Genomic DNA, 21,812 nt, shown 5'->3' with positions numbered 1-21,812 from the left:
GTTGATTGGCCATCGGCCGTGCGGCTCCGTAGGCTTGATGCTTTGCTTACCCGCTTGGAGAGGTCCTCTGTGTCCAGTGCACCAGCCGAGGCTGCCCCGCCCACTGCGCTGGACGCAAAGACCGGCGAGCGGAAGCCTGCCCGGAAGCCGACCTTCCGTCCCGAAGTCCAAGGCCTCCGCGCGCTCGCCGTCCTGATGGTGGTGACCTACCATGTGTGGCTTGGCCGCGTGTCCGGCGGGGTGGATATCTTCCTCCTGATCTCGGCCTTCCTGCTGACGCTGTCCTTCGTCCGGAAGGTGGAGGCCGGCACCTCCCTCAATCTCCTCCGGCACTGGCTGCACCTCTTCAAGCGGCTGCTGCCGGCCGCCGTCGTGGTGATCCTCGGGGTCCTGGCAGGCACCTGGCTGGTCCTCCCGCAAGGCAGCTGGCCCGTCATCCTGGACCAGGCCTGGGCGGCGCTGCTGTACCGGCAGAACTGGCTGCTTGCGGACACCGCCGTGGACTACTACGCCCAGGACCACGCCGCGGCGAGCCCCCTGCAGCACTTCTGGTCCCTGTCCATCCAAGGACAGGTCTTTATCCTGTGGCCTCTCGTCTTCGCCGCTTCCGCTGTTGTATGGCGGCTCCTCCGGCACCGGTTCAACGCCAGCTATCGGGCCGTGGTGGCAGCCGCGTTCGCCGGCATCCTCGTTGCCTCGCTCGTGTTCTCGATTGACCAGACGGCCACAAACCAGGCCTACGCCTACTTCGACACCCGGACGCGGCTCTGGGAGTTCGCGCTGGGCTCGCTGCTGGCCCTTGCCCTGCCGCACCTGAAGCCCGGGAAACTCCTGCGTGTGGTGCTCGGCTGGGCCGGCCTGGCGGCCATGGTCTCCTGTGGTCTGCTGCTGACCGTGGACCGGGCGTTCCCCGGATTCGTGGCGCTGTGGCCCACGCTGGCTGCCGCGGCGATCATTCTGGCCGGGCAGAGCGGGAGCCGGTTTGGTGTGGACCGCCTCCTGAGCTGGAAGCCGCTGGTTTCCCTGGGGGACAACTCCTACGCCCTCTATTTGTGGCACTGGCCCGTCCTGGTGCTTGCGCTGGCCGCTACCGGAGTTGAGGCACCCACCCTCATCCAGGGCGCCGCGATCATCGCCGCATCGGTGGTCCTGGCCGTCCTCACCACCCGCTTTGTGGAAAAACCCCTCCGGGAATGGCGCTGGCCGCAGGTGCGCACCTGGCGCACCGCCGTCGTCGTGGTTGCCTGCTGCGCCCTCCTGGCCGGACCCGTGGCGGTCTTGCAGACGAGCCTCACCGCGGAGGAAGCCGCCACCGCCGCCCAGCCCCGGGAGCTGACGCCGGGAGCGGCCCTGCTGACCCCCGGTAACGCCGGAGCACAGGCACCGCAGGGCAGGATCATTCCTGGTCCAACCGCCCTGGACAACGACTGGGCCGGAATCCACCAGGCCTGTACGGGAGCGAATGCCACCGGGGACCCTGTCCTTGAAGGCTGCCGGCAGGCGCTCCCCGAAGGCGAACCCACCAAACGGATCGTTGTGCTGGGCGATTCCCATGCCCAGCAGTATCTGGCCGCCTTGGCACCCATCGCGGAAGCCCGCGGCTGGGAGCTGGTCACCCTGCTGATGCCGGCATGCCGTTTCGGGGCCGAATCCGAGACCCGGACTGCCGAATGCAACGCCTACAACCGGGCCAGCGCAGCGTACGTGCTGGAGCACCGGCCGGATGCCGTCTTCAGCGTGGCCACCCTGACCCATGAGGAAGCCCCGTTCGAGACCGAGGTGCCGGCCTACCTCGAAGGCATCCAGCCCATCGCGGATGCCGGCATCGAGATCGTCGGCATCCGGGACAACCCGCGCTTCACCATCAACATGCCCGAGTGCGTCCAGCGCCACAGTGCGGACGCCGCGGCGTGCAACCCGCCGCTGAACGAATCCCTGGTGGAGCCGTCACCGCTGGAGAGTTACCGCGGGAAGGTGGACGGGCTGCACCTGATGGACCTGAGCGATTTCATCTGCGCCGGCGGCATCTGCCCGGCCGTGGTAGGCAACGTCTACGTGTACAAGGACGACAACCACCTGAGCCGGACGTATGTGGAAAGCATGATTCCCATGTTTGAGGAGCGGCTGCTGGCGGCGACGGGCTGGAACTGACACGCGGCTTTCGGTTATTGGGTGCCGTTGCTCACAATGTGCTCCCGGAATAGGGGGATCGGCGTGGAGGTTCTAATATTTACTCAAAGCTTTCTGCGCGGTGACCGCGCATGAGGCACCCGAATGTACTAAGGCCCTGCACGGACCAGTCCCGTAATGACGGGCTGGTCATTAGCTGCAACCCCTACCCGTGAACCCGTAACCAAGGTAAGAGGCGCACTCATGACCCAGCCCGAGCACAATCCTTTCGGCTTCATCGGCCTGACCTACGACGACGTCCTGCTCCTTCCGGGCCACACGGACGTCATCCCGTCTGAGGCGGACACGTCTTCGCGGATTTCCAAGCGGATCACCGTTCACACACCGCTGCTGTCCGCCGCCATGGACACGGTCACCGAATCCCGGATGGCGATTGCCATGGCTCGCCAGGGCGGCCTGGGCGTCATCCACCGCAACCTGTCCATCCAGGACCAGGCCGACCAGGTGGACCGCGTGAAGCGCAGCGAATCCGGGATGATCACCAACCCGTTGACCATCGGCCCTGAGGCAACGCTCGCGGAACTGGATGAGATCTGCTCGCAGTACCGGGTCTCCGGCCTCCCCGTGGTGGACGAGGGCATGCGGCTCCTCGGTATTGTCACCAACCGCGACACCCGCTTTGTGCCCGAAGCCGACTTCCCGCTGCGGCTGGTCAGCGACGTGATGACCAAGATGCCGCTGATCACCGGGCACGTAGGCATCAGCCGTGAGGAAGCCTCCCACAAGCTGGCCACGAACAAGATCGAAAAGCTTCCGCTCGTTGACGAGCAGGGCCGGCTCAAGGGCCTCATCACCACCAAGGACTTCACCAAGGCCGAGCAGTACCCGCTGGCCACCAAGGACGATGAGGGCCGGCTCCGCGTCGGTGCCGCCATCGGCTTCTTCGGTGACGGCTGGGAACGCGCCATGGCACTGGTGGACGCCGGAGTCGACGCCCTGTTCGTTGACACGGCCAACGGCCACTCCCAGGGTGTGCTGGACATGATCCGCCGCCTGAAGTCCGATCCCGTAGCAGCGCACGTGGACATCATTGGCGGCCAGGCTGCCACACGCGAAGGTGCCCAGGCGCTGATCGACGCCGGTGCCGACGGCATCAAGGTGGGCGTGGGCCCCGGCTCCATCTGCACCACCCGCGTGGTGGCCGGCGTGGGCGTCCCGCAGATCACCGCTATTTACGAGTCCGCCAAGGCAGCCATCCCGGCCGGCGTTCCGTTGATCGCCGACGGCGGCCTGCAGTACTCGGGCGACATCGGCAAGGCGCTGGTTGCCGGCGCCGACACCGTCATGCTGGGTTCCCTCCTGGCCGGTTGCGATGAGTCCCCGGGCGAGCTGATCTTCGTCAACGGCAAGCAGTTCAAGAGCTACCGCGGCATGGGCTCGCTGGGCGCCATGCAGTCCCGCGGCAAGAACACCTCCTACTCAAAGGACCGTTACTTCCAGGCAGACGTCTCCGGTGATGACAAGCTCATCCCGGAGGGCATCGAAGGCCGCGTCGCCTACCGCGGGCCGCTCGCCTCGGTGGCGTACCAGCTGGTCGGCGGCCTTCGCCAGACCATGTTCTACACCGGCGCCCCCACCATCCCGGAGCTCAAGGTCCGCGGCAAGTTCGTCCGCATCACCCCGGCCGGCCTCAAGGAATCGCACCCGCACGACATCCAGATGACCGTGGAGGCCCCGAACTACGGTTCGCGCTAATCCCCGCCGGCTGGAGCCATGTCCCAACCACGCCATCCCGCCGAACTGAACCCAAAAAAGGACCCTCAGCGGCGGTTGGCACTGAGGCCCTACGCCCGGGCCGTGGCGCAGGTGCTGCGGGTCAGCTTCCGGGCTTCGCCAGCCGCCGTCGTAATGAAAGTAGTCGGTTCGCTCATTTCGGCGACGCTGCCTTTGGTGACCACGTACTTCGCAGCGCTGACCACCACGGCGCTGGCGGCCGCCTACGCCGGTGATTCCGCAGCAGGCCAACAGGCCATTGTGTACGTCATCATCACGGCTGCCCTGGGGCTATTCTGGGGCGGCTTCAGCAGCGTGGACCGCTACATCCAGCAGCTTATGAGCTTCAAGGTGGGCGCCATCGTGGGCGACCAGATGTACGAGCGCTTCCTGGCGCTGGAGTTCTGGCGCTATGACGATAAGCAAACCGTGGACCTCTACGACCGGGCCAAACGGTTTTCCGATTCCTATGCCCGCGTGCTGGACCGGATCGCGGCCATCTTCACCCAGTTGGTCTCCGTGATCCTGGCCGTGGGGGCCCTCCTGCTGGTCAGCTGGTGGATCGCCGTGATTGTCCTGGTGGCGATCGTGCCCAGCGTCTACCTGCAGTTCAAGCTCTCGCGCGAACAGATCGCCCACTGGAACACCCAGGTGGACTCCCGCCGGCAACGCCGGATGATCGAAACCAACCTGCTCCGCCCCCAGCACATCGCCGAAATGCGGCTCTACGGGATCGTGGGCTACCTGATGAACCTCCGCTCCCGGCTGCGCGATGCTGATGAGCGGCGCCGCCTGGACTTCCAGAAGCGCTACATCCCCAAGCAGCTCGCCGCCGACGCCCTGCAATACGGCGCCGAGGTGATCTCCCTGATCTGGGTGGTGGGCCAGATCATCGCCCGCGCCCAGCCGGTGGGCCAGTTCCTCTACGTCCAGCAGATCGTCAGCCGCGCACTGTCCACAGCCAACAGCCTGGTGTCCTCCCTCAGCTCGATCGACGAGGATCTCGCCAACCTCAAGGACTACGAGCTGTTCATGGCAATGCCGGTGCATTCGGACCATTCACCGCCGCTGCTCCAGGCGCCCAAAACCGTGGAACTGCGGGACATCCGCTTCACCTACACGGGCGGCGACACCGAGGTGATCCGCGGCATCAGCATGACCATCCGCGAAGGCCAGCACATCGCCGTCGTAGGTGAGAACGGGGCGGGGAAGTCCACGCTGATCCGGATCCTCGCCGGACTCTACCGGCCGGATTCCGGGCAGGTAATGCTCGACGGCGTCGACCTCGCCGCCGTCGACGTTAAGTCCTGGCACCGCCACCTGGCCGTCCTGAGCCAGGAATTCCTCAAGTACGAATTCGCCACAGCTGCCGACAACATCCGCTTTGGCGACGTGGACCCGCCCCGTGACGACGAACGGATCCGCCAGGCAGCCAGCGACGCCGAAGCGTTGGAGTTCATCAACAAGCTGCCCAACGGCCTGGACAACTACGTCAGCAACTGGATGGAGGATCCGCGCGGCCGGAAGGGGAGCGGGCTCTCCGGCGGCCAGTGGCAGCGGCTCGCGATGGCCCGGAATTTCTACCGCAACGCCACCTTCATGGTCATGGACGAGCCGACGTCCGCCATCGACGCACTGGCCGAACACCGGATCTTCACCCGGCTTTTCGCGGACCGCAGCAGCACCATCATTGCCATCAGCCACCGGCTTGCCACCATTGAGAAGGCCGACATTGTCTACATGCTCGAGGACGGGCGGATTGTGGAACAGGGCACCCACAAGGAACTGGTGGCGCTGCGGGGCCGCTACTTCAGGATGTTCGAATCCCAGCTGACGGTGGAGGAGGCCGAGGGCGTCTGACGACGGCAGGGCGTAGTGTCACCCACTCCACGCAGGAACCGCCGGCCGCGCTGCAAGGCGTGGCCGGCGGTCCCGGATTCGTGCGGCCCCGGGGCTAAGAGGTGGTCACCGCTGTGTCGTCGAGGTAGAAGTACGTCCCCAGCGACGAGTCCTCAACACCCAGGAAGCGCAGGGTCACGCTCTTGCCCTTGTAGGCGGAGAGGTCCAGCTGCTTCTGCAGATAGCCGGCGGACTCGTTGAGATTGGAGTAAGTGGCCAGCGTGGTGGTCACACCATTGCTGACCGCCTGAACCCTCAGGGTGTCATAGGCCGCGCTGGATGTGGTCTCGTCCGACTGCACTTTCAGGTAGAAGGACAGCGACGCGGTGGCCACCGTAAACGGGACTGCAAACGTTTGGTCGAGCATGTAGGACGTTGCCTGGCCCCAGCCGTTGAGGCCGGCGAAGCCGGAACCGGTCCTGGCATTCGTTCCGGTCTCGAACGTGTCGGCGTGGTCAGAGGTCCAGGTGGCTGCGCCCGATTCGAAGCCCGGGTTCAGCAGCAGGTTGCCGGACGGCGGGGGAGTGGCCCCGCCCAGCAGGCCCATGGTCTTGGTGGCGTCCGAGAGCCCTGTGCCGCAGCCCGTGGTGCAGCCGCCCGGCATTGCCCGGGTTCCCTGCTTGAGCGTGGACTCCACCTGGGCCGGGGTAAGCGTGGACGATTTGGACTTCATGAGTGCGGCCAGCCCGGCCACGTGCGGAGCTGCCATGGACGTTCCCTGGTAGCTGGCGTAGCCGGCGGAGCCCGGTGTGGAGGTTCCGGTGTTGATAGTGGAGAGGATTCCGCCGCCTGCTACGCGGACGTCGCCGCCGGGTGCGGTCAGGTCAACCATGGAGCCGTAGTTGGAGTAGTAGGAGAGGCTGCCGCTCGGGTTGCTGGCGGCCACGCTCACAACGCTGTTGCAGTTGGCCGGGCGGAATCCGGAAGCATTCTGGTTGCTGTTGCCGGCCGCCACCACCACGGTGGCTCCCCGCGAAACGGCGGAGTTGATGGCTGCCTGGTACGTGCTGCCGCAGGCACCGGACCCGCCCAGGCTCATGTTGATGACCGTGGCGGGATTGGCGTTGGCCGGGATGCCCGGGACGGTGCCGCCGGCTGACCAGATAATCGCATCGGAAATGTCGGACAGTGACCCGCCGCATTTGGCCAGGACGCGTACCGGCACCACTTTGGCGTTGGGTGCGACGCCCGCCACGCCGGTGGCATTGCCGGTCACGGCTGCAACGGTGCCGGCGACGTGCGTGCCGTGCCAAGAGCTGTTGCCGGCTGTCGACTGGCCGCACTCGCCGGCGGCGTACCAGTCGCCCTGGTCCTGCGCATTCGCGTCGCGTCCGTTGCCGTCACGCGCTGCGGTGGCGTCGGAGACGAAGTCGTAGCCCGGCAGCACATTCGCGTCGAGGTCCGGATGGGCCGTGATTCCGGTGTCGATCACGGCCACCGTCACGCCGGTACCGGCGGCAACGTCCCAAGCCCCGGGGACCCGCATGCCGTTGGTGCCAGTGAAATCCCACTGCTCGCCATAGCGTGGGTCGTTGGGCGTGAGAGCCATCGTCATGCGGGCGTCAGGTTCCACGTAGTCGACCGATCCGGACGCCGCAATCTCGGCCATGAAGTCTTCGGCAGCCTGCCCTGACAGGGCCCTGTCCGCCTCGATCAGCGTTCCGCCGGTGGCCAGGGTGCGGAGTTCCTGGACCTTCACGCCCTGTGACTTGGCTGCTTTGCCCCAGGCATTGGCGCGGCCGTTCGGGGTGGCGTTCGCCGTGGTCTCCTTGAATTCGACGATGAACTTCGTGTAGGACTCTCCGGCGGCCACGTCGTGCACCGCAGTACCTTGGACAGCGGCCGGCCCGGCTGCCGTGCCGTCGCCGTCTTCGGGGGTGGCGAAAACCGGCGAACTGGCGAAGGCCAGGGTGCCGACTGCTGCGGCGAGCGACAGGGCCAGGATGCGGTGGCGCCTGATTGATGAACGTCCCATAGGGGCTTCTTTCTCGGAACGGGCACAGGTGTGGCCCGTATGAAGGGGAGTGAGGGTGGTCACGTGGTGGATCAGGTGGTAACCGAGAGTAAACATAAAGGTATTTTCAAAACTTGTAAATGGTTGACAAAACATGTCAATAAAGTGTGGACTATCAGTTTCAGGATGAACCCAAGAGGAGGCGCCCCACCGCATCCCGCGTGGTCAAGTAAAGTGGTCACGTGACTTACGAGATCGAGATTGGCCGTGGCAAGCGTGGGCGTCGTGCCTACTCCCTGGATGACATTGCGATTGTCCCTAACCGTCGTACCCGCGACCCCAAGGACGTGTCGGTCTCCTGGCAGATCGATGCCTACAAGTTCGACATGCCCGTGATTGCAGCCCCGATGGATTCGGCCATGTCCCCGGAGACGGCCATCGCCTTGGGCCGGCTGGGCGGGCTCGGCGTGCTGGACCTTGAGGGCCTCTGGACCCGCTACGAGGACCCGCAGCCCATCCTTGACGAGATCGGCGCCCTCCAGGATGAGGTCAACAGCCCCGCCGTGACCGGCCGTATGCAGGAGCTGTACCGCGCTCCCATCCAGCCGGAACTGATCACGTCCCGCCTGGCGGAGATCCGCGCCGCCGGCGTGACGGTGGCCGGCTCGCTGACCCCGCAGCGCACCCAGGAACACTACAAGACCGTGGTGGCTGCCGGCGTCGACATCTTTGTGATCCGCGGGACCACTGTGTCAGCCGAGCACGTCTCGAAAGACCACGAACCCCTGAACCTCAAGCAGTTCATCTACGAACTGGACGTCCCCGTGATTGTGGGCGGCGCGGCCGGCTACACGCCCGCCCTGCACCTGATGCGTACCGGAGCCGCTGGCGTCCTGGTCGGCTTCGGCGGCGGAGCCACCGCCACCACGCGGCGCGCCCTGGGGATCCACTCGCCCATGGCCTCCGCCATCTCCGACGTCGCGGCCGCCCGCCGTGACTACATGGATGAATCCGGCGGACGGTACGTCCATGTAATTGCCGACGGCGGCATGGGCACCTCGGGTGACATCGTCAAGGCAATTGCCATGGGCGCCGACGCCGTGATGCTGGGCAGCGCCCTCGCCCGGGCCGAAGAGGCACCCGGCAAGGGCTGGCACTGGGGCCAGGAGGCCCACCACCTCGAACTGCCCCGCGGAGACCGCGCCAACGTCGGCACGGTCGGACCGCTCGAAGAGGTGCTCTTCGGGCCCGGCCACCACACCAACGGTACATCCAACCTGATCGGCGCACTCCGCCGTTCGATGGCGACCACCGGCTATTCGGACCTGAAGGAATTCCAGCGCGTCGACGTCGTAGTTTCTCCGTACTCGGGCAACTGACAGTCTCTTACGGACAGGCGGCCGACGGCCCCTGACGGGATGCCTCCCGATGAACGCGCCCTGCCCAACTGTGCGGCAAGGAAGTAGTGTGGTTTTACTACCGGCAGCAGCGGCAAGGGAGGCGTTCAGTGAACACTGTTCCAAACGAAGGCGGGGTCCTTGGTCCCGCGGCCAGGGAAGCATCGATTGCCAGGCTCAGGGCCACCTCGGAACCCGGCAACGAACTGGACATCCTGATAGTCGGCGGCGGCATCGTGGGCGCCGGCGCGGCGCTGGATGCCGTGACCCGCGGCCTCAGTGTGGGGATCGTGGAGGCCAGCGACTGGGCGGCCGGCACGTCGTCACGGTCATCCAAGCTGATCCACGGCGGCCTGCGCTACCTGGAGATGCTGGATTTTGGGCTGGTTAAGGAAGCGCTGCACGAGCGTGGCCTGATTCTTTCGGTCCTGGCCCCGCACCTGGCCCGGCCCGTGCCCTTCCTTTACCCGCTGACCAAACGGTTCCTGGAGCGGCCTTACGTGGGTGCCGGGATCGCCCTCTATGACGCCATGTCCATTACCGGCGGGCACGGCCGGGGCGTGCCGTTCCACAAACACCTCTCCAGGCGGGGCACCCTCAGGGCCGCTCCCAGCCTGAAAAAAGACGCCTTTGTGGGCTCCATCCGCTATTACGACGGCCAGGTGGACGACGCCAAGTATGTGGCAAACCTCGTCCGGACGGCAGCGCACTACGGCGCCCATGCGGTGAACCGGATGGCGGTGGTGGATTTCCTGCGGGAAGGTGAACGCGTGGTGGGTGCCAAAGTGGTCAACCACGAAGACGGTTCGCAATTCAACATCAAAGCCAAACAGGTCATCAACGCCACCGGGGTGTGGACCGATGAAACCCAGGCCATGGTCACCGACCGCGGGCAGCTGAAGGTCCGGGCGTCCAAGGGCATCCACCTCGTAGTGCCCCGCGACCGGTTCCAGTCCACGGTGGGGCTGATCCTCCGCACCGAAAAGTCCGTGCTGTTCGTTATTCCGTGGGGCCGGCACTGGATCATCGGCACCACGGACACCGACTGGAACCTCGACAAGGCCCACCCGGCGGCCTCCAGTAAGGACATCGACTACATCCTCGAGCACGTCAACCGGGTCCTGAAACGCCCTCTGACCAGGGAGGACGTTGAAGGCGTCTACGCCGGACTGCGCCCGCTCCTGGCAGGGGAGAACGATTCCACGGCGAAACTGTCCCGTGAACACATCGTGGCCCACCCCGTACCGGGCCTGGTGGTGGTGGCAGGCGGCAAATGGACCACCTACCGGGTTATGGCCAAGGACGCCGTGGACGAGGCCACCCGCACCATGGATGAGCGGGTCCCGGCGAGTTGCACCGAAACCATCCCGCTGCTGGGCGCCAGTGGCTTCAAGGCGGCCTGGAACCGCCGGAGCCGGACCGCCGAAGAGTCCGGCGTGCACGTGGCCCGGGTAGAGCACCTGCTCAACCGTTACGGGTCCATGACTCCGGAGGTGCTGGACATCATCGCCCGGAATCCTGAATTGGCGGAGCCGTTGCCCGGTGCTGACGACTACCTGCAGGCCGAAGCCGTCTACGCCGCAACCCACGAGGGTGCCCGGCATGTCCATGACGTCCTGACCCGGCGGACCCGCATCTCCATCGAGGCCTGGGACCGTGGCGTGTCGGCGGTGCCGGTTGTCGCTAAACTGATGGGCGAAGTCCTTGGCTGGAGCGATGTTCAGCGCGAAAGCGAAATAAAGCACTACATAGCACGCGTTGAAGCTGAACGGCTGAGCCAGCAGCAGCCGGATGACGAATCCGCCGACGCCGCACGGCTGGGTGTGGAGGACATCGTCCCGTTGCGCTGAGGCGGCACCGCACACCAGCAATTCTCCTGACTGAAGGGACACGCCTTGGCGGAACCACTTGACCGGTACGATGCCGATCTCACCACCTCCGAATTGGTGATTCTGGAGTTGGAGGCAACGGACAAGTCGGACGCCGCGGCGCAACTGGCCGAACGCCTCTTCGCCTCCGGGCGGGTCACGGACCTGCCGCGGTTCCTGGAACACGTCAACGCCCGCGAACACCAGCTCGCCACCGGCCTGCCGGGCGGGATCGGCCTCCCGCACGCCCGCAGCGAATTCGTCTCGCGGACCTCCATCGCCGTGGGAATCACCAAGTACGGCCACTCGCTGGACTTCGGTGCCGCGGATGGTCCGGCCACCGTCATTCTGCTGATCGCCACCCCTGCAAGCTCGTTCTCCGATCATCTGGAAGTGCTGGCCACGCTGGCCCGCTCCTTGTCCAAGGAGTCCTTCAGGGAGTCGCTGCGGCGGGCCTACGATGCCGAAGTCATCGCCGAGCTCATCAACTCCAGCCTGGTGTTCTTCGACCATTGAGTGGGGCAGGCCCTTTCGTGTCGACTCCGTCGCCACGTAGGGACCCTGCTGCCCCACTCCAAGGCCGGGACGCACCTGGTCGTTTAGTTGTTCTACAGAAGAACGAAGTACGGTTAACACGTGTGGAAAACAGCCCTTAAGCCCCGATGGATCGCAGGCCTGGTCTTCGCGATCGTCGTCTCCGGGGTGTTTGTCCTGCTCAGCCAGTGGCAGTTCGGTCGGTCCACGCAGCCCGAAGTTGTGGTCAGTCCCGCCACCGAGGACGTCAGGATGCTGACGGAGACGCTCGAGCCCGGAGTCTTCTTCCCCGGTTCAGTGTCAGACCAGATGGTCTCCGCCGAGGGAACCTACGACCCCGCAAAACAGGTCCTGGTGCCAGGCCGCCTGAAGAATGGCGAGAACGGCTACTGGGTGGTTTCCGCCTTCGCCGTGACCGGAGCGCCCGCGCTCACCGGCGTTGCTGCTTCACCCCAGACCTGGATTCCAGTAGCCCGCGGCTGGGTGGCGGATCCCGACGACGCCGGCGCACCGCCGTCGGGCGTGGTGAACCTGACCGGACGGCTGCTGCCGTCAGAATCGCCGCTGCCGTCCACCGCACCGGAACCCGGACGCGCCTCCGCCGTGTCTGTTGCCGAACTCATCAACTACTGGGACGTCAGCATGTACCCGGGATTCGTGGCCGCAGCTTCCGAACTGGCGGCCGGGTCCGACCTGTCCGCCGCGGCGGTTGATGGTGCCCTGAAACCCCTGGAAATCGGCCCCCAGCCGCCCGCGCAGCAGGTCAACTGGCTCAATCTCTTCTACTCGCTCGAATGGGTGGTGTTCGCCGGCTTCGCCCTGTTTATCTGGTGGCGCCTGGTCAAGGACGACTACCGGCGGGACCTCGAAGAGGAACACGACGACGACCACGATGCTCCGCCCGCACTGCCCACCCCAGCAACTTCTGAACAGCTCCAACAAAAGGTAAAGCCATGATCGAACCGAAACCGGCCGTCCAGCAGGATTCTGCGCAGGGCAAGGGCAAGAAGCGCCGCTTCGGCGGTACCGAGCGGCAGATCCGTTCCGCCCTGAAGTTCTATAAGGTGCTGGCGTACCTCACAGGCGCCATGCTGCTGCTGCTCTGCGCCGAACTCATCGCACGTTACGCCTTTGGCCAGTACCTGTTTGCCGGTGGCACCAACGCCGTCACGGGCCAACCGTTCGGTTTGGGTTTCGCCGACGCCGAGCCCAAGGGCGTGGTGGGCGGCGCGAACATCTCCGTCGCCGTGCTGATCGTCCACGGCTGGATGTACGTGGTGTACCTGATCTCCAACTTCCGTCTCTGGACGCTGATGCGGTGGCCGTTCATGAAGCTCATCCTCCTGGCACTCGGCGGCGTGGTGCCGTTCCTGTCCTTCGTGGTGGAGAAGAAGTTGCACGCCGAGGTGGAAGCCGAACTTGCCGCGAACCCGCAGGCCGCACAGCGGTACTGAGGAAGCGCAAGCGGGAGCGGCAACGGGACTGGGAGAGTCTGCTCCGTCACAGCGGGGCACGCGAAGGTGCGGCAGGGCGACGCCGCAAAGTAGGCTAGTGCGGTGACTACTCCCACTGCATCCCAGACTTCCCAGAAGCCGGTGCTGGTTGTTGACTACGGTGCCCAGTACGCGCAGCTGATTGCCCGCCGCGTCCGGGAAGCGAATGTGTATTCGGAAGTGGTTCCGCATACCTTCACCACCGAGCAGCTCCTGGCCAAGGACCCCGCCGCCATCATCCTTTCCGGTGGCCCCTCCAGCGTTTACGCGGACGGGGCGCCCGCCGTCGGCGCCGACCTCTTTGAGGCCGGAATCCCGGTCTTCGGCATCTGCTACGGCTTCCAGGCCATGGCCAACGCCCTGGGCGGGAAGGTCGACAAGACCGGCCTGCGCGAATACGGCTCCACCCAGACCACCATCCTCGGCGAGGGCCGCTCCGTCCTCGAGGGGATGCCGCAGCACCAGAACACCTGGATGAGCCACGGCGACTCCGTGCACGAGGCGCCCGAAGGCTTCGAAGTGCTGGCGACGACGGCCGGCGCTGAAGTGGCTGCCTTCGCAAACGAAGAGAAGGCCCTCTACGGCGTGCAGTGGCACCCCGAGGTCAAGCACTCGGCCTATGGCCAGCAGGTGCTGGAAAACTTCCTGTTCAAGGGCGCAAAGCTGGAGCCCAACTGGACCACGGGGAACATCCTCGAGGAGCAGGTGGACCGGATCCGTAAGCAGATCGGCGACGCCCGCGTTATCTGCGGGCTCTCCGGCGGCGTTGACTCCGCCGTTGCAGCGGCGCTCGTCCAGCGGGCCGTCGGCGACCAGCTGACCTGTGTGTTCGTGGACCACGGCCTGCTGCGCGAAGGCGAAGCCGAGCAGGTGGAACGCGATTTCGTGGCCGCCACCGGCGTCAAGCTGTATGTAGCCAACGAGCAGGAGCGCTTCCTGTCCGCCCTGGCCGGCGTCAGCGATCCGGAAACCAAGCGCAAGATCATCGGCCGCGAGTTCATCCGCGCGTTCGAAGAGGCTGAGCTGGCCATCATCGCCGAGGCCGCGGCCCATGGCGAGAAGATCAAGTTCCTGGTCCAGGGCACGCTGTACCCGGACGTCGTCGAATCCGGCGGCGGCGAAGGTGCTGCCAACATCAAAAGCCACCACAATGTCGGTGGCCTTCCCGAGGACCTGCAGTTCGAACTGGTGGAACCGCTCCGGGCACTGTTCAAGGACGAAGTCCGCGCCGTGGGCGCCCAGCTGGGCCTGCCGCAGGAAATCGTCGGCCGCCAGCCGTTCCCCGGCCCCGGCCTGGGAATCCGCATCGTCGGCGACATCACCCAGGAGCGCCTGGACCTGCTCCGCAAGGCGGACGCCATCGCGCGTGCCGAGCTGACCGCGGCCGGGCTGGACAACGAGGTGTGGCAGATGCCTGTGGTCCTGCTGGCCGACGTCCGCAGTGTGGGCGTCATGGGTGACGGCCGCACCTACGGCCACCCGATTGTGCTCCGCCCCGTTTCGTCCGAGGACGCCATGACGGCGGACTGGTCCCGCCTGCCGTACGATCTCCTGGCCCGGATTTCGATTCGGATCACCAACGAGGTGGAAGGCGTCAACCGGGTGGTGCTGGACGTGACCAGCAAGCCACCGGGAACCATCGAGTGGGAATAACAGTGTGAGTGGCCGGTCTCCGTCAGCGGAGGCCGGCCATTGCTGTCATCCGTTGAAATCCGCCGCAATTTGGCCTGATCCAGTGTTGCGGTCTCTCATCCCGGCTCCTTTGCGGCTACGCTCGAAAGTATGCCGGTATGGTCCAGGGCGTCACGTGCAAACGCAGAAAAGAAGGCAGTAGTGTCAGTTGGTCAAGGCCACGCGGAGGGTTCTGAGGAGCTCGGAAAATGGCTGTCCGGGCTTAAACCCGTCACCGGGGCAGACACCATGCTGCGTTTCACCAAGACCCCCGAAGGGTCCATTGACCTGACCCATGCGCACCCGTCAGGTCTGGCCCAGCTCATGGCCGGCCGCCGCACACGGTTGTCCACACTCATCCGCGACCACCAGCAGTACGTCGTCGCGGCCCGGGCATCGCGGAACATCCGCTCGAAAATCTTCGAACTCGGTAATGACCGTGGCATAGATGCCGGTTACCTTTCCGCAGGCACCGTTGTGTGGACCTCCGCCGTTGGCGGCAAACCCCAGCGGGTTTCCGCGCCGGTGATGCTCACCGCAATCTCGCTCACGGTCCGCCCGGGTGAGGACGACTACGAACTGCAGCTCACCGAGCAGGCCAACATCAACCCGGCCCTGGTCCGGCACCTGAAGACCATCCATGGCATTGTTTTTGACGTCAACGCCGTGACGCGCCTCGCGTACAGCACCGCACGCTTCGATCCCCAGCCTGTCCTGGATAAGCTCGCAACCCTCATCCGGCCCATCCATGGCGCCGAAGCCCAGCACAATTTGCTGGTGTCCACTTTTGCGGACCTCTCCGGCAACCTGGACGACCCCTGGATCAATGAGGGCAACCCGCTGGTCGCCGCCCTGGCCAAGGCGGCCAGCGGTGAAGTCATTGATGTACCCGCGCCGGACCCCTCCCGCTTCCCGAGCGTGGACGCGCGCCACCCGGACGACGAACTCCTCCTCCTCGACGCCGATCCGGACCAGCAGTCCGTCATTGATGCCGCCCGCGCAGGAGACTCGCTGGTGGTCAGCAGCCCGCCGGGCACGGGACAGACCCAGACGGCCATCAACACCATCGGTGCACTGGTGGACGCTGGGCGGTCAGTCCTGGTGGTGGGTGACCGCCGGGCCAGCCTTAATGAAGTATCGGCACAACTGGAATCGCTTGGACTTGAATCCATCCTGTTCCAGCTCTCCGGCACAGCCACACCGCAGCAGCTCAAGGCCCAGCTGGTGCGGGCCATCGTACGGAACGAAAAGTCACTCGAACCGCAGCTGGGCAACCTCCACCGGACCCTCACCGAGCACCGGCACGCCCTGATGGACCACGTGGCGTCCCTGCATAACGTGCGCCAGCGCTGGGGCTGCTCGCCGTATCAGGCCATGCAGTCACTGGCCGAGCTGACCTCCATCCACCCCGCTCCCGCCACCACCGTGCGGCTCAAGCGCAGTGTGCTGGACAGCATCCGCGACCGCAACGAGCTCGCCGGCAGGCTTCGCCGGGCTGCGGAGCTTGGCAGCTTCAGCCGCGCCTCCACGACCAGCCCGTGGCACGGCGCCCGGCTGCTCACCCGCAAGGAGACCGAGGAGGCCCAGGAACTGGCCCGGTCAGTGGCCAGGAACCTGCCTGTCCTGCGCGACCGGATGAACAGCGTGGCCGAACATGCCGAAATCCGGCTTGGCACGTCCTTCTCGGAGTGGGGGGAGCAGCTCGAACTGCTCATGGCTGTCCGCGAAAGCCTCGACAAGTTCACACCGGACATCTTCGACAGGCCGGTCAACGATCTCATCTCCGCCACGGCGTCCTCCGCCTGGCGCCGGGAGCGGAACGTCGACATGGCCTCCATGCAGCGTTCCCGCCTGCGCCGCGTCGCGAAGGAGTACGTCCGTCCGGGCGTCCACATCACCGATCTCCACAGCTCGCTGGTGCTGGTGCAGGACCAGCGTGCCCTCTGGTCCGGCTACGCCACCTCGCAGCGCCATCCGGCCGTTCCCTCGGGCCTTGCCGAAATGAACGTGATGTACCGGTCCCTGGACCGGGAGCTGTCCCAGTTGGGGGAAGCCCTCCGGCACACGCGGGCCGGCGGTTCGCTGGCCACGGCCCGCTATGAGGAACTCATGGAGCGGCTGGAGCGGCTCGTGGCCGACACCCACACGCTGAAAACGCTGCCCGAGCGCACGCTGCTTGTGGAAAACATGCGCGAGCACGGCCTGGGGGAGCTCCTCGCAGATCTTGCGGAGCGGGAGGTTCCCGCAGAGTCCGTCGCAGCCGAGCTTGAGCTGGCCTGGTGGCAGTCCGCGCTGGAAGCGATGATCAGCGGCGACGATTACCTGGCCATGTCTGACGGGGACGCACTCCGGCAGCTTGAGGCCGAATACCGGCTCGCGGACAACGCCCATATTGCCAGCGGCGCGGCGCGCCTGCGCTGGGACCTGTCCGAACGGTGGCGGGCCGCGCTTGCGGAACACCCGCGCCAGGCCCAACTGCTCAGGAGCCTGCTCAAGGACGGCCGGGTTACCCTCGCCGCGCTGACGGCCCAGGCCGCGGAGCTGGTCCCCATGCTGGTGCCGGTCTGGTCGGTCAGCCCGTACCTCATGACCGGGCTCCTGCCGGCCGAACAGCGCTTCGACGCCGTGGTCATCCTGGACGCCGAAGCGACGTCGCTGCAGGCCGTCCTGCCCGCCATCGCCCGCGCCAGGCAGGTCATCGCTTTCGGTGATGCCAAGATTGCCAGCCCCCGGACGTTCACCGTGGGTGTTGAGCGGCTGGCCGCCGGTGAAGCGGCCCACCAGCGCGTCGAAAGCGCGTTCTCGGCGCTGTCTGCCATCCTGCCTGTCTGGCGGATGAATTTTGTCTACCGCGCGGTTGACGAGGACCTGGTCCTGCAGCTGAGCAAGAACTCTTACGACGGCGCCCTCCGCCGGCTCCCCGAGGGACAGTCCGCCACGGGCTTGGACAGGGCGCTTCTGGTGGAGTACCTTCCCGACGGCACCGGACTGCCCAGTGCCGACCACGAAGGCGTCGAATCCGTGGTGGCCGAGGTTAACCGGGTGGTGCAGCTGGTCTTTGAGCACGCCCGGACACGGCCGCGCACGTCGCTGGCAGTGGTCACCGCCAGCCTGCGCCATGCTGCCCGGATCGGTGAGTCCATTCGTCTTCAGCTGCCGAACCACCCAGGGCTGGCCAGCTTCTTCAGCGCCGGGTCCGAGTCGTTCCGGGTGGTTGACCTTGAGCGGGCGCAGGGCCTGGTCCGTGACCACGTGATCTTTTCGCCCGGTTTCGGCCGTACTCCGCACGGCCGGGCACTGCACAACTTCGGACCCCTGTCCGCTGAGGGCGGGCGGGAAAAATTCGCTTTGGCGATGACGCGTGCACGGCGTTCACTCCACGTCCTGACGTGTTTCCAGCCCGAAGACCTCGATCACACGCGGCTGTCCTACGGCGCGGTGGACTTCTACGAGCTCCTCAACCGTGAGATTGCGGGAAAGACGGATCTCGGAACTCCGGCCTCGCGTGCCGCCGCCAGTGAGCAGGCGCTTGGGGCCGATCCCCTCGTCGCCGATCTTGGTGACCGGCTGCGTGCCCGGGGCGCCCGCGTCTGGCACCAGTACGACGGCGTGATTGACGTGGTGGCCGCAGCAGACCCGCTTAGCACCATGGGTCAGGACGACGCCGAGATTCCGCGGCCGGTGGCCATCGAATCGGATGGCACGGAGCAGTACCGCACCATGAGTGTCCGTGAGCGGAGCCGGCTCCGTCCGCAGCTGCTGGAACGGATGGGCTGGCGGTACATGCCGCTGTGGACCATCGAAGTCTTCACCGACCCGTCCGCGTGTGCGGACCGGATCGCGGGTTACCTGGGCCTTGAGAATATTCTGCCCCCCGGCCGGGGCACGGCCTCGGGTGGATTCTTTGACGAGGACGTGGACCCGCTCGCGCTGGGGAACGAAGGAAACGACAGGAACGACGACCAGGCCGGACGCCTGGCCAGTGAGGAGGCGGTTGTTGTGACCCCACGGAACGCCGATCAGGCAGATACACACGGCAACGACCACTCGGATGACGCAGGAAACGGGAAGGCCGTTGCGCCGGACCGCCAGCTGCCAGAGACCGCGGGCGTCCTGCCCAACAAGGCCGCGGAGGATGATCCGAAGCGCTGGGGCGATGGCCCCGACAACGATCACGACGCTTGGCTGAAGGAAAACAAGCCGCCGCACTGGAGCTGACCACCAAGCTCTGACAGCGTCATCCGGCACCGCCCTGGGGTCCCACCAGGACGAAAAACAGCTTGCCCTGCGTGGAGGCCCCCGCCAGCCGGGCAGCCTGCTCCGGGGCTGCCGCCACGACGATCAGCCCGTCGGTTTCGCCGGTGCCCAGCCACTGACCCGACTTGCCGCCCTGTCCCGACGTCCACAGGACGGGAACGGAGGAAGCCAGCACTTCTGAGGCCGATTGCTGGTCGTAGCCGTTCGCCCCGGTCAGCACCACGTTGACCAGTTGCCCGGGCGATACCAGCTGGATGGAGGACGGGTCGGCCATTCTCAAGGGCACGGCTGCAGAGCCCGGCGGCGTTCCGGTCAGGAGGCCGGGACCCAGCAGCAGGGAGTCCGTTACCAGCTGGCCCTTCCGCAGAGGGGCGGCCAGTTGTTTGCCCGCGGCTTCACTGGTGTGGGACATGGATCCGGCGGTCAGCATCCCCGGCGGGATCTTCGTTGCCGTCAGGTCCGTGGCTGTCAAGGCCGCTCCCGCGGGGAGATCCCGTGCCGCCGCCAACACCGAGACGGTGTCGGCGGGCGGGGGAGTGAGCTGATGGACCGTGATCCCGGCAGCAAGGCAAAGCAGGAGCGCTATTGCAAGGCGCCGGTTCCGGCCGAGCCAGGACAACAGCCTGTGGCCGCGCGCGCCCCGAGGGCGTGCTGACGGGAGCGGGCGGCGGGCCGGGCGTCCCGGCGGGGCGGATCCGCGGCCGGAACGAAAGAGGGTAGCGGGCATGGGAACCACGCTACGTAGTGGCAACCAAACCCGACAGAAGCAGTGGCGCCTATGTGGACAACCGCCGTGCCGGCGTCGTACGTCCTTTTGGACCGGAGGTCAGCTGGCGGCAGCGGCGGTGGCAGGTGCCGGTGCGGCCGCGGGGGCGGCAGGGGCAGCCGAAACAGTGCTTCCCTTGGCGTCCCGGGAGTCGGTCCGGTAGAAACCGGAGCCCTTGAAGACCACACCCACGCTGTTGAACTTCTTGCGCAAGGCGCCCTGGCACTCCGGGCATGCAGTCAGGGTGCTGTCCGTAAACGACTGGAAAACGTCGAAGGCGTGGCCGCAATCCTTGCAGGCGTAGGCATAAGTGGGCACTGGTGATCCTCCTCGGGGGCAAACGAGAGGTCCTGTACTGCGTTGAGCGGAAACCGTCCATTAGCAGTCGCAGGGCCTGAGTGCCAATTCTATCACCCCGGGAAGTAGCCCTGCCTCAGGCCGGGTCCGGCAGCCGGATCAAACCTGAGGGCGTGAGCGCAGCCGGAACCCGCCGGTCAAAGTCTTCGGCGGGGATGCTTCCGGCCGGGAGCAGTTCGGAATCGAAGACGATGGCCGCAAGCGGGATCTCAAGGCCGTCCCCGGCGAGGGAACCCAGCAGGATGTCGTAGTAGCCGCCGCCCTGGCCTATGCGGTTGCCGTCCTTGTCCACCGCCGTGGCGGGGATGAAGAGGGCGGCAACGGACGCCATGATGCCGAGGTCAAGGCGCGGTCCGGCTGGTTCCAGCACCGGCGCATAGCGGCTGCGGACAAACTCGACGCCCGGAGTCCAGTACGTCCAGCTCAGCCGGCGGCCGGGCTCGCAGACAGGGAGCAGGATGGTGTGGCCATGCCGGTGGAGTTCGCTGATCAGGGGCAGCGTGGGCGGCTCTGGGACCACGCCCAGGTAGGCGCAAAAGGTCGACGGCGTCCCACCGGTCAGTTGTTCGGCCCATGCGGCGCCGTGGACGGCCAGGGCGGCACCGGCCGCGTCGCGCTGGGTGGCGTCCGTCGCGGCGCGGCGCGCACGATGGCGTGCGCGGATGTCCGCCTTGGCTTCGCTACTTCCTTGGGACATGCCGCTCCTTCTCTGCCGTTAGGGTGGCCGTTGCAGCGTCTGCGCCGCATTGGCTCAGGAGCCACCAATAATTACTGAATGGTCAGCCCCTCCGTTAGATTAGTCCAGTGACTACCACTCAGCAGACAGTACGCAAGGCCGTTATTCCCGCTGCCGGACTCGGCACCAGGTTCCTGCCGGCCACAAAAGCCATGCCCAAGGAAATGCTCCCAGTGGTGGACAAGCCGGCCATCCAGTACGTGGTTGAAGAGGCTGTCAATGTTGGCCTTAACGACATCCTGATGATCACGGGACGCAACAAGCGTGCCCTGGAGGACCACTTCGACAGGGTTCCTTCGTTGGAGGACACCCTGGAAGCCAAGGGCGACCTGGCGAAGCTTGAGTCCATCCAGGCAGCCAGCAACCTCGGTGACATCCACTACGTCCGCCAGGGTGACCCCAACGGCCTGGGCCACGCAGTACTGCGTGCAAAGCAGCACGTCGGCAACGAACCGTTTGCAGTCCTCCTGGGCGACGACCTGATCGATGCGCGGGACGAACTCCTCAGCACCATGATCGAAGTCCAGTCCAAGACCGGCGGATCGGTGGTGGCCCTCATCGAGGTGGAGCCCTCCCAGATCAGTGCCTACGGATGTGCCGATGTGCAGGAGATCGAGGGTGAAGGCTACGTCAGGATCAACAAGCTCGTCGAAAAGCCCAGCGTGGACGAGGCGCCCTCAAACCTGGCCGTCATTGGCCGCTACGTCCTCCACCCCGCAGTTTTTGACGTACTCGAGCACACTGGCCCCGGCCGGGGCGGGGAAATCCAGCTGACCGACGCCCTGCAGGAACTGGCAGCCGGCGAAGGTGACGGCTACGGAGTTTACGGCGTGGTCTTCCGCGGCCGCCGCTACGACACCGGTGACAAGCTCAGCTACCTCAAGGCCTGCGTCCAGCTCGCCATTGACAGCGACGACCTCGGCCCCGGCCTGCGGGAGTGGCTGCCGGGCTTCACGGCCGGCCTCGCTAAATAGCTG

At 66.0% G+C, this 21,812-nt stretch carries 15 protein-coding genes; 11 read left to right on the top strand and 4 right to left on the bottom strand.

Translation table 11 applies throughout. The features are described 5' to 3' along the window. The first annotated feature begins 69 nt into the window (after positions 1-69). From ACX80V_RS02030 to ACX80V_RS02020, 3 genes are all read left to right on the top strand, one after another. Complete coding sequence (locus ACX80V_RS02030) at positions 70-2,151, top strand: acyltransferase family protein (protein WP_485841748.1); 2,082 nt, start codon at positions 70-72, stop codon at positions 2,149-2,151. Between the two features lie 222 nt (positions 2,152-2,373). Beyond that, a complete protein-coding gene (gene guaB, locus ACX80V_RS02025) occupies positions 2,374-3,885 on the top strand; it encodes an IMP dehydrogenase (protein WP_104062565.1) in 1,512 nt (503 codons plus the stop codon). Between the two features lie 18 nt (positions 3,886-3,903). Beyond that, on the top strand, positions 3,904-5,763 hold the full coding sequence (locus ACX80V_RS02020) for an ABC transporter ATP-binding protein (protein ID WP_485841747.1): 1,860 nt from the start codon (positions 3,904-3,906) through the stop codon (positions 5,761-5,763). Positions 5,764-5,857: 94 nt separating this feature from the next. On the opposite strand, the gene ACX80V_RS02015 is transcribed toward ACX80V_RS02020, so the two are convergent. After that, positions 5,858-7,777: a S8 family peptidase gene (locus ACX80V_RS02015; protein ID WP_485841746.1), complete on the bottom strand. Its 1,920-nt coding sequence runs from the start codon at positions 7,775-7,777 to the stop codon at positions 5,858-5,860. A gap of 221 nt (positions 7,778-7,998) precedes the next feature. On the opposite strand from ACX80V_RS02015, the gene ACX80V_RS02010 reads away from it, so the two are divergent. The 7 genes from ACX80V_RS02010 to ACX80V_RS01980 all read left to right on the top strand — a co-directional run bounded on the left by ACX80V_RS02010 (position 7,999) and on the right by ACX80V_RS01980 (position 18,937). Beyond that, entirely contained in the window at positions 7,999-9,135 is a 1,137-nt protein-coding gene (locus ACX80V_RS02010; RefSeq protein WP_058931802.1) for a GuaB3 family IMP dehydrogenase-related protein, read from the top strand. 128 nt (positions 9,136-9,263) lie between these two features. Then, a complete protein-coding gene (locus ACX80V_RS02005) occupies positions 9,264-11,003 on the top strand; it encodes a glycerol-3-phosphate dehydrogenase/oxidase (RefSeq protein ID WP_485841745.1) in 1,740 nt (579 codons plus the stop codon). A gap of 45 nt (positions 11,004-11,048) precedes the next feature. Further along, positions 11,049-11,537, top strand: a complete 489-nt coding sequence (locus ACX80V_RS02000) for a PTS sugar transporter subunit IIA (RefSeq protein ID WP_058931803.1) — start codon at positions 11,049-11,051, stop codon at positions 11,535-11,537. 120 nt (positions 11,538-11,657) lie between these two features. Then, complete coding sequence (locus ACX80V_RS01995; RefSeq protein WP_485841744.1) at positions 11,658-12,512, top strand: SURF1 family protein; 855 nt, start codon at positions 11,658-11,660, stop codon at positions 12,510-12,512. Beyond that, positions 12,509-13,009: a DUF3817 domain-containing protein gene (locus ACX80V_RS01990; RefSeq protein ID WP_056344136.1), complete on the top strand. Its 501-nt coding sequence runs from the start codon at positions 12,509-12,511 to the stop codon at positions 13,007-13,009. The genes ACX80V_RS01995 and ACX80V_RS01990 overlap by 4 nt, the downstream gene beginning before the upstream one ends. 102 nt (positions 13,010-13,111) lie before the next feature. Beyond that, positions 13,112-14,701: a glutamine-hydrolyzing GMP synthase gene (gene guaA, locus ACX80V_RS01985; protein ID WP_485841743.1), complete on the top strand. Its 1,590-nt coding sequence runs from the start codon at positions 13,112-13,114 to the stop codon at positions 14,699-14,701. Positions 14,702-14,830: 129 nt separating this feature from the next. Continuing rightward, positions 14,831-18,937 (top strand): AAA family ATPase, encoded by a 4,107-nt coding sequence (locus ACX80V_RS01980; protein ID WP_485841742.1) that lies wholly within the window; start codon positions 14,831-14,833, stop codon positions 18,935-18,937. Between the two features lie 19 nt (positions 18,938-18,956). On the opposite strand, the gene cpaB is transcribed toward ACX80V_RS01980, so the two are convergent. The 3 genes from cpaB to ACX80V_RS01965 form a co-directional block, all read right to left on the bottom strand. Then, positions 18,957-19,703, bottom strand: a complete 747-nt coding sequence (gene cpaB, locus ACX80V_RS01975) for a Flp pilus assembly protein CpaB (protein ID WP_485841741.1) — start codon at positions 19,701-19,703, stop codon at positions 18,957-18,959. Positions 19,704-19,802: 99 nt separating this feature from the next. Beyond that, positions 19,803-20,060 carry an FmdB family zinc ribbon protein gene (locus ACX80V_RS01970; RefSeq protein ID WP_485841740.1) on the bottom strand — a complete coding sequence of 86 codons (258 nt, stop codon included), beginning with the start codon at positions 20,058-20,060 and terminating at the stop codon, positions 19,803-19,805. 115 nt (positions 20,061-20,175) lie between these two features. After that, positions 20,176-20,796, bottom strand: coding sequence for a 5-formyltetrahydrofolate cyclo-ligase (locus ACX80V_RS01965; RefSeq protein ID WP_485841739.1), 621 nt, complete (start codon positions 20,794-20,796; stop codon positions 20,176-20,178). Between the two features lie 107 nt (positions 20,797-20,903). Here ACX80V_RS01965 and galU point away from each other — a divergent pair, with 107 nt between their 5' ends. Beyond that, a complete protein-coding gene (galU, locus tag ACX80V_RS01960) occupies positions 20,904-21,809 on the top strand; it encodes a UTP--glucose-1-phosphate uridylyltransferase GalU (protein WP_485841738.1) in 906 nt (301 codons plus the stop codon). The last annotated feature ends 3 nt before the right edge of the window (positions 21,810-21,812 follow it).

The sequence above is a fragment of the Pseudarthrobacter arbutini genome (genome assembly GCF_054510915.1).
This window is presented reverse-complemented; position numbering and strand designations above follow the sequence as displayed.